This is a genomic window from Bosea sp. RAC05, from assembly GCF_001713455.1.
Taxonomy (GTDB): domain Bacteria; phylum Pseudomonadota; class Alphaproteobacteria; order Rhizobiales; family Beijerinckiaceae; genus Allobosea.
Genome location: NZ_CP016464.1, coordinates 3,807,988 through 3,820,647, shown reverse-complemented (window position 1 = coordinate 3,820,647; position 12,660 = coordinate 3,807,988). Strand labels below are relative to the sequence as shown.

The following is a 12,660-nucleotide window of genomic DNA, read 5'->3' as shown; positions in this document are numbered from 1 at the left end:
CGATGGCACTGCTCTACAAGTCGGATCCGGTCCGCGGCGCCGAATGGGCGAAGATCCTCGCCGAGAAGGCGCCGGAGCTGTCCTTCCGGATCTGGCCCGATGTCGGCGACCCCGCGGAGATCCGCTATTTCGTCGCCTGGATGCCGCCGGACGATCTGGCCGAGCGCTTCCCCAATCTCGAGCTGCTGATGTCCTCGGGCGCGGGCGTCGACCATCTCGATCTGTCGAAGCTGCCGCCGGACCTGCCGGTGGCGCGCATGATCGAGACCGGCATCGTCGACGGCATGGTCGAGTATGTCTCGATGGCTGTGCTCGGCCTGCATCGCGACCTGATCGACTATGTCGGCCAGCAGCGCGCCGAGGTCTGGAAGCAGATCCGCGTGCGCCCCGCCTCGACGCGGCGGGTCGGGGTGCTCGGCCTCGGCATGCTCGGCGAGGCCTGCTGCCGGATGCTGCGCACGCTCGGCTTCCAGGTCGCGGGCTGGAGCCGCTCCGCGCGTGAGATCGAGGGCGTGACCTGCTTTGCGGGCACGGAGAGCCTGCCGGATTTCCTGGGTCGGACCGACATCCTCGTCTGCCTGCTGCCGCTGACGGAGGAGACGCGCGGCATGCTCGGCGCGGAACTCTTCGCGCAACTGCCGAAGGGCGCCCGGCTGGTCAATGTCGGCCGCGGCGGACATCTCGACCAGGAGGCGCTGCTGGCGGCGCTCGACAGCGGCCAGATCTCGGCCGCGGTGCTCGACGTCTGCACGCCCGAGCCGCTGACGCCGGGCCATCCGCTCTGGAGCCATCCGCGCGTGCTGCTGACCCCGCATATCGCCAGCATGACCCAGCCCGAGACGGCGGTGGACCTCGTGCTGGAAAACCTGCGTCGCCACAAGGCGGGCGAGCCGCTGCTGGGAGCGGTCGACCGACAGCGCGGCTACTGATCGCAGGCGCGGCGTCTTCCCTTGAGCGAAGCACGATCTGCTGCGCGGGACCGCGAAATGGGCAGGTCGTGTCGCGAGCGGCGCCGAAGGCCGTGCCGAAGCCTTCCTCGGCCGTTCTAACCTCTTCGCAGGATGGCTGATCCGTCCGCGGAGGTCGAAGAGGTCCATGCACGAGCCAGCCCCGGTCGAGCCCGCCCTTTACGAGAGCGGGATGACGATGTCCGCGCTGCCCGCCAGCCACGGGATCCGGCGCGCGCTCGGTCATATCGAACGCCATTTCACCGATGCGATCTATCTCGAGGATCTCGCGGCGCTGGCGGGCCTGAGCGTCTGCCGCTTCGTGACGGTGTTCCGCCGCCAGGTCGGGCTGACGCCGCACCGCTACATCTGCCATCGCCGGATCGGCTATGCGAAGCGGCTGCTGCGCGACGGCGTGCCGATGGCGCAGGCGGCGTCCGAGGCCGGCTTCTTCGACCAGAGCCATTTCTCGCGCCATTTCAAGAACATCTGCGGCCTCACGCCCGGACGCTACCTGCGCGAGATGGGCGGGATGCCGCGCCGGCGACCGGTGGGCGAGACCTCGCTCCAGAGCGCCGCCTGAACCCTGTCAAACCAACACCGATCTGCGCCGCAGGAGCCCGCCATGACCGTCAATTCGCTCGAAGCGCTCGACCGCCTCCATTGGGTCCACCCCGTCGCCAACTGGGCCGGGCACGAGAAGCGCGGCGTCACCATCATGAAGTCGGCCAAGGGCGCCTTCATCACGGATTCGGAAGGGCATGAGCTGATCGACGGCTTCGCCGGGCTGTGGTGCGTCAATGTCGGCTACGGGCATGAGAGCATCGTCGAGGCGGCAGCCGCTCAAATGCGCGAACTGCCCTATGCCACAGGCTATTTCTCCTTCGGCAGCGAGCCCGCGATCCGGCTGGCCGCCAAGCTCGCCGAACTCCTCCCGGGCGACCTCAACCACATCTATTTCTCGCTCGGCGGCTCGGATGCCATCGATGGCGCGCTGCGGCTGATCCAGTTCTACTACAACGTCACCGGGCGGCCGACGAAGAAGGCGATCCTCTCGCTGGAGCGCGGCTATCACGGCTCGAGCTCGACGGGTGCGGGCGTGACCGCGCTGCCGGCCTTCCATGCGAATTTCGACTTCCCGGCGCATGTCCGGCACTATGTCGCCGCGCCTTACGCCTATCGCAATCCGACGGGCTCCGACGACGCCTCGGTGATCGCGGCCAGCGTCGCCTCGCTGCGCGCCAAGGTGGCGGAACTGGGCGCGGAGAATGTCGCCGCGTTCTTCTGCGAGCCGGTGATCGGCTCGGGTGGCGTCATCGTGCCGCCGAAGGGCTGGCTCAAGGCGATGCGCGACACGGCCACTGAGCTCGACATCCTGTTCCTCGCCGACGAGGTCATCACCGGCTTCGGCCGCACGGGGCCGATGTTCGCCTGCGAGGGGGAGGGCGTCGTGCCCGATCTGATGACGATGGCGAAGGGGCTGACCTCGGGCTACGCGCCGCTGGGCGCACTCGCGATCGGCGAAAAGATCTATCGCGGCATCAAGGACAATGCCCCGGAGGGCGGCCCCATCGGCCATGGCCAGACCTATTCCGGCCACCCGGTCTCGGCGGCCGTCGCGCTCGAAGTGCTCCGGCTCTATGACGAGGGCGGCATTCTGGCCAATGGCCAGCGCGTCGGCGCCTATTTCGAAAAGAGGCTCGCCACCCTGGCCGACCATCCGCTGGTCGGCGAAGTGCGGGCGCGCGGCCTGCTCGCCGGCATCGAACTCGTCGCCGACAAGGCGAGCAAGGACAAGCTGCCGCGCAGCGTCAAGCTGGCCGACCATCTCTTCGCTCGCGGCTATGCCAATGGCGTGATCTTCCGCGCCTTCGCCGACGACATCATCGGGCTGGCGCCGCCGCTGTGCTGCAGCGAGAGCGAGATCGACCTGATCGTCTCGCGCCTGCGCCAGACGCTCGACGACATGCTCGATCTGCCCGAAGTGCAGGCGGCTCTTGCGCCCGCAAAGGCGGCCTGAGGCGGCGCGATCCTTGCTTTGCCGGGAGGCGCCGACGGTCTAGGTTGACGCGACGGCGGCGGCTCCGCGAGGGGCTGCGCGCCGGGGGTGGGGTGAGGCTTTCGACGTGACACCGGGCGTGCGGCTCGACCGCATCGACATGAAAATCCTGATCGAGCTGCAGAACAACAGCCGGATCACCAACGTCAATCTGGCCGATGCGGTCGGCCTTTCGCCGAGCCCCTGCCTGCTGCGCGTCAAGCGGCTGGAGCAGGCGGGGTTCATCTCCGGCTATGGCGCGACGATCAACCTGCAGAAGCTCGGCGAGACGATCACCGTCTTCACCGAGGTGACGCTGGCCGACCACACCAAGGAGTATTTCATCCGCTTCGAGACGGCCCTGCGCCGGGTCGACGAGGTGGTGGAGTGCCACATGGTCAGCGGCGGCTACGACTATCTCGTCAAGTTCGTCACGCGCGGGCTGACGCATTACCAGTCGCTGATCGAGACCCTGCTCGACCGCAACATCGGCATCTCCAAGTACTTCAGCTATGTCGTGATCAAGTCGCCGATCCAGAAGCCGGGTTATCCGCTGCCGGTTCTCTTCGACGTATGAGCGACGCGGGTCCCTGACCCGTCATTGCGAGCGTAGCGAAGGAATCCAGGGGGACGTCGGGCGAGCGGAGCTGGATTGCTTCGCTGCGCTCGCAATGACGAGTGGATTCAGCCCAGCGCCTGGTTGACCAGCCCGAAGATGCGCGCGGGGCCGCTGGGGCCGTGGCTGCGGCCGCGGATCATCGGGGTGACCGTATCGAAGATCGTCAGGCCGCAGGATTCGAGGAAGGCGCCGAAGGCGCCCTGTTCCTGCGCGGTGTCGACGCGCAGGAATTCGCCCTGATGGGCCTCGACATGCGGCGTGAGCAAGGCGATCGCCATCGCATCATCCTCCGCCACGATGGGCCCGACGACATGGCCGCGGCCGAAGGGGCGGCAGAGGGCGAAGCCGACGATCGCGCCGTCACGCTCCACGAGCGTGCCGACCGAGGTCGAGAGCAGCGCGGCGAGGGCCTGATGACGGTCGGCGCCATAGGCGCTCGCGTCGAGGCGGGCGAGCGCGTCGAGATCGCCGGGGACCACCGGGCGCAGGCCGGGCAGGGCGGCGACCGGGGCAGCGGGCGGCAGCGCCTTGCCCTGATGCTGGAAGACGCGGCCGATCGCCTCGAAGCCGAGCGAGCGGTAGAGCCGGTAGCCGGCCTTGGTGGAGTTGAGGCGCAGGTCGCGCGTGCCCGACTGCGCGAAGATCATGTCCATCAGCTCGCGGCCGGCACCTTGCGCCTGCAGGCGCGGCGAGGTGATGACCATGCCCACCGTCGCGAAGCTCTCGCCGAAGGGCCACCACATCGCCGAGCCCAGCACCCGGCCGATCGCGTCGCAGGCGACGACGCCGTGGCCGAGCCCGATGACGAGGCGCCAGTCCTCGGGGCGATGCGGCCAGCCGACGCCGATCGAGAGCTGATGCAGCTGGTCGAGATCGGCCTCCGCCATCGGCCGGATGGCGATCTCGTAGCCGAGCCGGCGCTTTGCCGTTCTGTAAGCCAAGGCCTGTGCCTCACGGGAAGTCGCCGATCATAGGGCCGCCGAGGCCGCTCGGGAATAGCATAATTCATACAATACAGCGGGTTAGGCTCGTGCAAGCTATGTGTTCTCCGCCCCGGCGCGGCGGCCCGTCGCGCCTGCGCGCGGGTGCCGGCCGGGCCCTGCTCCCGATCGAGGCCGATCCGCGATGAAGCTCGAACCCTATTGGCTGGCCTCCGCGCCGCGCTTCACTTCGGGCTCGACGGAGCCGGTCGAAGGCCAGGTCGACGTCGCGGTGATCGGCGGGGGCTTCACCGGTCTGTCGGCCGCGCGCAGCCTGGCGAAGGCCGGCGCGCGCGTTGCCGTGCTGGAGGCCGGACGCGTCGTCGGCGAGGCCTCGGGCCGCAATGGCGGGCATTGCAACAACGGTCTGGCGCATGATCTCGGCGGGCTGGCGGCGCAGATCGGCATCGAGCGGGCGAGCGCGCTCTACCGGGTCTTCGACGACGGCGTCGACACGGTCGAGGCGCTGGTGAAGGAGGAGGCGATCGACTGCGACTTCACCCGCACCGGCAAGATCAAGCTCGCGGCCAAGCCCGGCCATTTCGCCAAGCTCCAGAAGAGCGCCGAGTTGCTCAAGTCCACCGTCGAGCCCGATCTCGAGGTCGTCGCGCCGGGCGATGTCCAGAGCGAGATCGGCTCCTCGGGTTTCCATGGCGGGCTCGTCTTCCCGCGCAGCGCGCATATGCATATGGGCCGCTTCGGCGTCGGTCTGGCGGAGGCCGCGGCCCGGGCGGGGGCCCAGATTCATGAAGGCGCCGCGGTCACGTCGCTTCAGCGGATCGCCGGGCAGGCGCATCGCGTCGTCACGACGCGCGGGTCGCTGGAAGCCAGTCAGGTGCTGCTGGCGACCGGCGCCTCGCGCCAGGGGCCGTTCGCCTGGCTGCGCCGCCGGATCGTGCCCGTCGGCAGCTTCATCATCGCGACCGAGCCGCTCTCGGACAATCTCGCCGCCTCGATCATGCCGACGCGCCGCACGGCGACGACGACGATGAACATCGGCAACTACTTCCGGCTGACGCCCGACAACCGCCTGATCTTCGGCGGGCGGGCCCGCTTCGCCCTGTCGAGCCCGTCGTCCGACGCCAAGAGCGGCGCCATCCTGAAGGCGCGGATGCTCGAGCTGTTCCCGCAGCTCGCGCAGACGCGGATCGACTATTGCTGGGGCGGGCTCGTCGACATGACCGCCGACCGGCTGCCGCGCGCCGGTGAGCGCGACGGCGTGTTCTACGCGACCGGCTATAGCGGCCACGGCACGCAGATGTCGGTGCATATGGGGAAGATCATGGCCCGGGTGATGGGCGGGGACACCGCCGCCAACCCGCTCGCCGGGCTCGACTGGCCGGTGGTGCCCGGCCATTTCGGCCCGCCCTGGTTCCTGCCCTTCGTCGGGATGTATTACCGCTATCAGGACTGGCGGCACTGAGGCGGATCGCTTCGCGCACGAACCGCGGCGTCATCCCGGACAAGCGGCGAATGCCGCGCCGCTCCGGGATCCATCATCGGGCGCCGAGCCCTCCGATGGATCCCGGCGCTCCGCTTCGCTGCGGCCGGGATGACGCGGTGTTTCCGAGGCGAGCGGGCAGGCTGTTCGCTCACCCGCCGATGTCGATCAGCACCGTCTTGTGGCGCAGATTGGCCTCCACCGCCTGGCGGCCGAGGTCCTTGCCGATGCCGGAGCTCTTGTAGCCGCCGGTCGGCAGGATGAAGTCGAGCGTGCGGCTGTAGCGGTTGATCCAGACGGTGCCGGCCTTGAGCGCCCGCATGGCGCGCAGGCCGCGGCCGAGATCGGCGGTATAGACGCCGGCCGCGAGCCCGTATTCGGGATGGTCGGCGAGGCTCAACCCCTCGGCCTCGTCGTCGAAGGCCTGGATCGTCAGCACCGGGCCGAAGATCTCCTCGCGCACCGCCGCCGTCTGTGCGGTCACGCCTGCAAGCAGCGTCGGCTGGTAGAAAGCGCCGCCATGGCCCTCGATGCGCGCCCCGCCGAGCAGGCATTCCGCGCCCTGCAGGCGGCTGCGTTCGAGGATGTCGTCGATGCGCCGGGCCTGCGTCTCCGAGATGATCGGCGCATAGCCCGTCGCGGCCTTCCAGGTCGGGCCCGGCGTGACCGTGGCGAGCCTCGCCTGCAGCCGCGCCACCAGTTCTGCCATGACCGGGCGCTGGACGATCAGCCGCGAGCCGGCGACGCAGGCCTGGCCGGCATTGGCGAGCAGCGAACCGGCGATGCAGGCGGCGGCCTTGTCCAGATCGGCATCGGCGAAGACGAGTTGCGGGCTCTTCCCGCCGAGTTCCAGCGTCACCGGCTTGATGCCGCTTTCGGCGGCCGCCTTCATCACGGCGATGCCGGTGCGGGTCGAGCCGGTAAAGGAGAGCTTGGCGATGCCCTGGTGGCGCGACAGCGCATCGCCGGTGACGACGCCATTGCCCTGCACGACATTGAAGATGCCGGCAGGGATGCCTGCTTCCACGGCGAGTTCCGCCAGCCGCACAGTCGAAAACGGCGTCAGCTCCGAGGGCTTCAGCACGATGGCGTTGCCCGCCGCGAGCGCCGGGCCGACCTTCCAGGAGGCCATGCTGAGCGGGAAGTTCCACGGCGTGATCGCGCCGACGACGCCATAGGGCTCCGAGACGATCAGGCCGAGATGGTCCTGGCGGGTGGCCGCGACCTCGCCGCCGAGCTTGTCGGCCCATTCGGAGAAGAAGCGGATGCCCTCGGCGACGCTGGCGACGTCTCCCGTCACAGCCTGGGCGATCGGCCGGGTTGAGCCGACCGACTCGAGCCGGCCGAGTTCGACCGCGCGCTCCTCGATCAGGTCGGCCCAGCGGCGCAGGACGCGGGCGCGTTCGCGCGGCGGCTGCGTCGCCCAGCCGCTCGCCGCGACCGCCTTCGTCGCATTGGTGACGGCGCGGTCGACGATGGCGGCGCCGGCGATCGGCAGATCGGCGTAAGTCGTGCCGTCCGAAGGGCGGGCGACGGCGATGCGCTCGCCCGCCTGGACGACCTCGCCGCCGATGTAGTGGCCGGTCGAAAAGGTGACCGAATCCGGCGCGAAATCGGTCATCGCCTCAGAGCCCGACGAGGCCGGGGAGCCCGTCGATGCCGCTGATCTCGCTGTAGCCGTAATAGGGGTTGGGCGGCTCGTGGCCGCGATTGACGAAGACGCGCTGGCCGATCTTCATGTCATGGGCCGTCATCAGGTCGTAGCGGAAGCTGGACGAGCAGTGCATCACGTCCTGCGGCCCGCAGCCGAGCTGGTCGAACATGTATTCGAAGGCCTGCATGCGGGGCTTGTAGGCCTGGGCCTCCTGCGCCGTGTAGGCAGCATGGAAGGGCGCGCCGAGCCGGGCGACCGAATGCGGGATCAGGTCGGTCATCGAGTTCGAGAGGATGACGAGGGGGATTTCCTTCGCGACCTTGGCGAGGCCGGCCGGCACGTCGGGATGCGGGCCCCAGGTCGGGATCTCGTCGATGATTGCCTGGGCATCGGCGGGGTCATAGGCGAAGCCGTGGAGCTTGCAGGTGCGCGCGACGGCGTTGCGGACGACGTCCTGATAGGGCTTCCAGGGGCCGAGCACCTCATCGAGGCGATAGCTGCTGAAATCCTCGACGAAGGCGTCCATCTGCGCAGGCGACAGGCGCGCGCCATAGACGCGACGCGCGGCGGGGCCCATCTCGAAATAGATCAGGGTGCCGTAGCAGTCGAAGGTGATGAATTTCGGCCGCCAGGTGGTCATGGTCCGCACTCGCTCTGTCGAAGGGGCGGACACAGCCGCCGATGAGGCGAGACTAGCGACAGGAGGCAGGGGCGGGCGCGGATTTGCGGGCGGGCCGCCCAAGAATCTGCCGATCAATCGGGCATCGGCAGCATGGATTGCCACGCCGCCGGTGGGCGCTTCAGAACTCGCCGACCTCGCCCTGCGACCCGTCGAGGAGGCGGGCATGGCGGAAGGGGCGGGGGTCTACGATCGGGGTGTCGCCGGTGGCGAGATCGGCGGCGAGATGGCCGGCACCGGGGCCGAGCCCGAAGCCATGGCCGCTGAGGCCGGCGGCCAGGACGAGGCCCTTCAGGCCCACGGTCGGCGAGATCACCGGCACGGCATCGGGCGTCGAGTCGATGTAGCTGCCCCAGCTTTCGCGCACAGGGACGGCGCGCAGGGCCGGCACGAGCGCATGGGCGCGCTCCAGCAGGGTCGCGATCGCCTTCTGGCTGGGGGCGGGGTCGAGCACGCGGATGCGCTCGAACGGGGTTTCCTTGTCGAGCGTCCAGCTGCCCAGAGCTTCAGGCCCGTTGAAGAAGGAGGAGCCGATGCCGAACTCCACCGCCTTCAGCCGCTTGACGAACATCGGCATGAACTGGCGGGCGAAGCGGATGCCCTGTGGCGTCAGCTCGAGCGTGCCCTTGCCGCTGATGGCGATGGTGTAGCTGCCGTCGAGCCGTCGCGTCAGGGCGATCTCCGGGGTGTAGAAGGCTTCCAGCCAGGCCGGCGCCACCTCCGTGCGCAGGCTGGTGGCGCGGATGCTGGCCTGCGGGAAGACGACGCCGTGATGGCGGCAGAATCCCGAGGCCCAGGCGCCGCCCGCGAGGATGACCGACTGTGTGCGGATCGTGCCTGTCTCGGTCACGACACCGGTGACGGTGCCATTGGTCACGTCGAGCCCGCGCGCTGCGCAGCCCTGATGGATCGTCGCGCCATGCTTGCGGGCGCCGAGCGCGAGCACCGGCGCGGCGAGCGCCGGCTCGGCCTTGCCGTCGGTCATCGAATGCACGCCGCCGAGCCAGGTGCGGCCGGTGCCCGCCGTCATGGCGGAGGCTTCCGGGCCGCTCAGCATCCGCGTCTCGACGCCGAACTGCCGGGCCGTCTCGCGCCAGCGCTCCCATTGCGCGATCTGCGCGGCGTCGTTGCTGGTGTAGACCAGTCCGCAGCGGCGGAAGCCGGGATCCTCGCCGATCTCGGCGGCAAGTGCGTCCCACAGCTCCATGGAGCGGATCGCGAGCGGCAATTCACGGGCGTCGCGGTTCTGCTGGCGGCACCAGCCCCAGTTGCGGCTGGACTGCTCGCCGCCGACGACGCCCTTCTCGACGAGCGCCACCGAGCGGCCGCGCTTCGCCAGAAAATACGCCGCCGCTGCGCCGACGATGCCGCCGCCGATGACGACGACATCGGCCTGAGCGGGCAGGGCGGCGTCGCTGGCGATGGGCTTGATCGTGGGGCTCATGGCAGGTCTCCGGCGGATCCAGGCCGGACCACTAGCGGCGTTTGGTGCCGCTGCCTTGGATCATTTTCGCATCAGGCGGCCAATGCCGCCTCGACGGCGGCCGCGACCGCGAACAGAGCCGCGTCGCCACCGGTCTCCCCCATCAGCATCAGGCCGACGGGGGCCTCGCCGGGGCGGTTGCAGGGCAGGCTGATGGCGCAGCGGTCGAGGAAGTTGCCGAGGCTGGGATTGCGCAGCAGAAGCGCGTTGAGACGGTAGTATTCCACGTCCTCGGCCAGCTCTGCGATGCGCGGCGCCACGATCGGGCAGGTCGGCATCAGCAGCGCGTCGAAGGGGGCGGTCCGCGCGTCCATCGCCGCGATGATGCGACGGCGTGCCGCGGTCAGGGCGACATAGTCGGCGGCTGTCATTGCGGCGCCGGCCTCGATGCGGCTGCGCACGCGCGGATCGTAGAGCGCGCCCTTCGCGGCGAGCAGATCGCGATGCCAGTCATAGGATTCCGGGCCTGTGAGGCCGCCGCGGCTCATCGCGGGCGCGATGTCGAGCAGCGGCGCAAACGAGGTCTCGGTGATCCGGGCGCCCAGCGCCGCCAGCGCCGCGACGGCGCGTTCGAAGGTGGTGGCGACGGTTGCGTCCATGCCGTCGCGCATGATCTCGCGGGGAATGGCGAGGCGCAGGCCCGCGAGTGGGCGCGGCGCCGGAAGGGCAGGGACGTCTCCGGCGAGGATCGCATCGACGATCGCGCAGCAGGCGACGCTGGCGCCGAGCGGCCCGAGCGAATCGAGGCTGCCCGAGAGCGGCACGACCCCGTCGAGGGGCACGCGCCGCGCGGTCGGCTTGTAGCCGACGATGCCGCAAAGCGCGGCGGGGATGCGGCAGGAGCCGCCGGTGTCGCTGCCGAGCGCGACGACCGCCATGCCGTCGGCGACCGCCACCGCCGAGCCGGAGGAGGAGCCGCCGGGGATGCGCGCGGAGGCGCGGTCCCAGGGGCTGAGCGGCGTGCCGTAATGCGGGTTGGCGCCGATGCCGGAATAGGCGAACTCGGTCATGTTGGTGCGGCCGACAGGGATGAAGCCGGCCGCCAGCATGCGCGCGATCGTCGGGGCATGGGCTCTGGCCGGGGTGGCGTCGGCGAGCGCGCGCGAGCCCGCCTTCGAAACCTCGCCGGCGACGTCGAACAGATCCTTCACCGCGAAGGGGATGCCGGCATAGGGCGATGGCTGACGGCCGGCCCGGCGCAGGGCGTCATGGGCGTCGGCCGCGGCACGAGCGGATTCGGCTGAAACGGAGATGAAGGTGCGGGCACCTTCGCCTGCCCGATCGGCGATCGCCGTCAGGGAGTCCTCGACCAGGGCGCGCGACGTCGTGGCGCCGCTCGCGAGGGCCTCGGCGCAGCCTTGCACGGTCCGCAGCATGATCGTCTCTCCTGATGCAGTCAGGCGTCCGGCTTACCGCTGCGCGCCGGCGAAATCCATGCCGGCGCCGGGGGGCCTAACCCCCGCTCACATCAGACCGGGTTCGCCCAGATCGGAGCCGTCGACGAGGCGGCTGTAGCGGTAGGGGTGGGGATCGACGATGGGGGCGTCGCCGGTGATGAGGTCGGCCGCGAGCTTGCCCGCGGCCGGCCCGACGCCGAAGCCGTGGCCGCTGTAGCCGGCGGAGACATAAAGGCCCGGCAGCTTGTCGATGGGAGAGATCACCGGCACCCAGTCGGGCGTGAAGTCGATCAGCCCGCCATATTTCTGCACGATCTTCACATCGGCCAGCTGCGGATAGATCTCGGCGATGCGCTTCAGCGCGAAGGTGATCAGCTTCTCCTGCGGCGGCGGATCGAAGGTGCGCATCCGCTCGAAGGGCGAGATGCTGTCGTTGCTCCAGCGCATCAGCGCCTCCGGCCCGGCGAAGAAGGTCTTATCCGCGGTGATGGTCAGAAGCTTGTGGCGCTTCTTGAAGGTGCGCCAGAACGGCCTGGCATACATCATCCCCTGCGGGCTGAGCCGCAGCAGGCCGCGGCCGCTGATGCCGATGGTGTAGCCGCCATCGAGCCGGCGACGGAAGGTGACGTCCGGCGTCGAGATGCCGCCCAGCGTGATGTCGGGGCCGGAAATCGGCGCGGTGAACATCGACGTCGACTGCACGCCTGCAAGCGGCATGTCGATGCCGTGATGGCGGCAGAACATCGAGGTCCAGACGCCGCCGGCGACGAGCACGCTGCTGGTCCTGATCGTGCCCTTTTCGGTGACGACGGCCGAGACACGCCCTGCGGTGGTTTCGAGACCGCGCGCCGCGCAGTCCTGGTGGATGGTGACGCCGAGCCGGCGCGCGGCCTCGGCGAAAGCCGGCACGGCCAGCGCCGGCTCGGCCTTGCCGTCGCTGGGCGAATGCACGCCGCCGATCCAGTTCTCGGTCGAGCCCGGGGACATCTCCCTGGCCTCGGCGGCGGAGAGGACGCGGCTGTGCATCTGCATCTCGCGGGCCTTGTCGATCCAGCCGGACCAGGCCGCGAGATCGGACGGCTTGGTCGTGACATAGACGAGGCCGGTGTGGCGGAAGCCGGTCTCGGCGCCGAGTTCCTCGTTCATGCCCTTCCACATTTCCAACGCGCGCTGGGCGAGGGGGAGTTCGCGCAGGTCCCGGTTCTGCTGGCGGCACCAGCCCCAGTTCCGGCTCGACTGCTCGCCGGCGACATAGCCCTTCTCGACCACCGCGACCGAATGGCCCTTCTTGGCGAGATTATACGCCGCGGTGATGCCGGCGACGCCGCCGCCGATGACTACGACGTCGGCCTGAGGGGGCAGCGTCTCGTCGCTGTGGATGCGTGTGACCGGGGGCGACATGGCAGCGTTCGATCCTTCGGC

General features: G+C 69.6%; 11 protein-coding genes. 5 read left to right on the top strand and 6 right to left on the bottom strand.

Annotated elements, in window-relative coordinates; translation table 11 throughout:
- The first annotated feature begins 2 nt into the window (after positions 1-2).
- The 4 genes from BSY19_RS21565 to BSY19_RS21550 all read left to right on the top strand — a co-directional run bounded on the left by BSY19_RS21565 (position 3) and on the right by BSY19_RS21550 (position 3,562).
- On the top strand, positions 3-929 hold the full coding sequence (locus BSY19_RS21565; RefSeq protein ID WP_069055938.1) for a 2-hydroxyacid dehydrogenase: 927 nt from the start codon (positions 3-5) through the stop codon (positions 927-929).
- A 166-nt stretch (positions 930-1,095) separates the two neighbouring features.
- Positions 1,096-1,530 carry a helix-turn-helix transcriptional regulator gene (locus BSY19_RS21560; protein WP_210184391.1) on the top strand — a complete coding sequence of 145 codons (435 nt, stop codon included), beginning with the start codon at positions 1,096-1,098 and terminating at the stop codon, positions 1,528-1,530.
- Positions 1,531-1,572: 42 nt separating this feature from the next.
- Entirely contained in the window at positions 1,573-2,967 is a 1,395-nt protein-coding gene (locus BSY19_RS21555) for an aminotransferase class III-fold pyridoxal phosphate-dependent enzyme (RefSeq protein WP_069055937.1), read from the top strand.
- A gap of 118 nt (positions 2,968-3,085) precedes the next feature.
- On the top strand, positions 3,086-3,562 hold the full coding sequence (locus tag BSY19_RS21550) for an Lrp/AsnC family transcriptional regulator (RefSeq protein ID WP_210184465.1): 477 nt from the start codon (positions 3,086-3,088) through the stop codon (positions 3,560-3,562).
- Between the two features lie 107 nt (positions 3,563-3,669).
- Here BSY19_RS21550 and BSY19_RS21545 read toward each other — a convergent pair whose 3' ends face one another.
- Positions 3,670-4,545: a GNAT family N-acetyltransferase gene (locus tag BSY19_RS21545; protein ID WP_069055935.1), complete on the bottom strand. Its 876-nt coding sequence runs from the start codon at positions 4,543-4,545 to the stop codon at positions 3,670-3,672.
- Between the two features lie 184 nt (positions 4,546-4,729).
- Between BSY19_RS21545 and BSY19_RS21540 the strand changes: the two genes are divergently transcribed.
- The gene (locus BSY19_RS21540; protein ID WP_069055934.1) at positions 4,730-6,007 is read left to right on the top strand and encodes an NAD(P)/FAD-dependent oxidoreductase; all 1,278 of its coding nucleotides are present in this window, start codon (positions 4,730-4,732) and stop codon (positions 6,005-6,007) included.
- A 169-nt stretch (positions 6,008-6,176) separates the two neighbouring features.
- Here the strand turns inward: BSY19_RS21540 and BSY19_RS21535 are convergent, their stop codons facing one another.
- The 5 genes from BSY19_RS21535 to BSY19_RS21515 form a co-directional block, all read right to left on the bottom strand.
- Complete coding sequence (locus tag BSY19_RS21535) at positions 6,177-7,646, bottom strand: aldehyde dehydrogenase family protein (protein WP_069055933.1); 1,470 nt, start codon at positions 7,644-7,646, stop codon at positions 6,177-6,179.
- Positions 7,647-7,650: 4 nt separating this feature from the next.
- Positions 7,651-8,319 carry a haloacid dehalogenase type II gene (locus tag BSY19_RS21530; RefSeq protein ID WP_069055932.1) on the bottom strand — a complete coding sequence of 223 codons (669 nt, stop codon included), beginning with the start codon at positions 8,317-8,319 and terminating at the stop codon, positions 7,651-7,653.
- 160 nt (positions 8,320-8,479) lie between these two features.
- On the bottom strand, positions 8,480-9,802 hold the full coding sequence (locus BSY19_RS21525; RefSeq protein ID WP_069055931.1) for an NAD(P)/FAD-dependent oxidoreductase: 1,323 nt from the start codon (positions 9,800-9,802) through the stop codon (positions 8,480-8,482).
- Between the two features lie 71 nt (positions 9,803-9,873).
- On the bottom strand, positions 9,874-11,217 hold the full coding sequence (locus tag BSY19_RS21520; protein ID WP_069055930.1) for an amidase: 1,344 nt from the start codon (positions 11,215-11,217) through the stop codon (positions 9,874-9,876).
- Between the two features lie 87 nt (positions 11,218-11,304).
- Entirely contained in the window at positions 11,305-12,639 is a 1,335-nt protein-coding gene (locus BSY19_RS21515; RefSeq protein ID WP_069055929.1) for an NAD(P)/FAD-dependent oxidoreductase, read from the bottom strand.
- Between the last annotated feature and the right edge of the window lie 21 nt (positions 12,640-12,660).

What these genes read in the sequence shown, in the direction of transcription:
- BSY19_RS21565 (WP_069055938.1), top strand. Translation starts at nt 3, where the DNA reads ATGGCACTGCTCTACAAGTCGGATCCGGTCCGCGGCGCCGAATGGGCG.
- BSY19_RS21560 (WP_210184391.1), top strand. Translation starts at nt 1,096, where the DNA reads ATGCACGAGCCAGCCCCGGTCGAGCCCGCCCTTTACGAGAGCGGGATG.
- BSY19_RS21555 (WP_069055937.1), top strand. Translation starts at nt 1,573, where the DNA reads ATGACCGTCAATTCGCTCGAAGCGCTCGACCGCCTCCATTGGGTCCAC.
- BSY19_RS21540 (WP_069055934.1), top strand. Translation starts at nt 4,730, where the DNA reads ATGAAGCTCGAACCCTATTGGCTGGCCTCCGCGCCGCGCTTCACTTCG.
- BSY19_RS21535 (WP_069055933.1), bottom strand. Translation starts at nt 7,646, where the DNA reads ATGACCGATTTCGCGCCGGATTCGGTCACCTTTTCGACCGGCCACTAC.
- BSY19_RS21530 (WP_069055932.1), bottom strand. Translation starts at nt 8,319, where the DNA reads ATGACCACCTGGCGGCCGAAATTCATCACCTTCGACTGCTACGGCACC.
- BSY19_RS21525 (WP_069055931.1), bottom strand. Translation starts at nt 9,802, where the DNA reads ATGAGCCCCACGATCAAGCCCATCGCCAGCGACGCCGCCCTGCCCGCT.
- BSY19_RS21520 (WP_069055930.1), bottom strand. Translation starts at nt 11,217, where the DNA reads ATGCTGCGGACCGTGCAAGGCTGCGCCGAGGCCCTCGCGAGCGGCGCC.
- BSY19_RS21515 (WP_069055929.1), bottom strand. Translation starts at nt 12,639, where the DNA reads ATGTCGCCCCCGGTCACACGCATCCACAGCGACGAGACGCTGCCCCCT.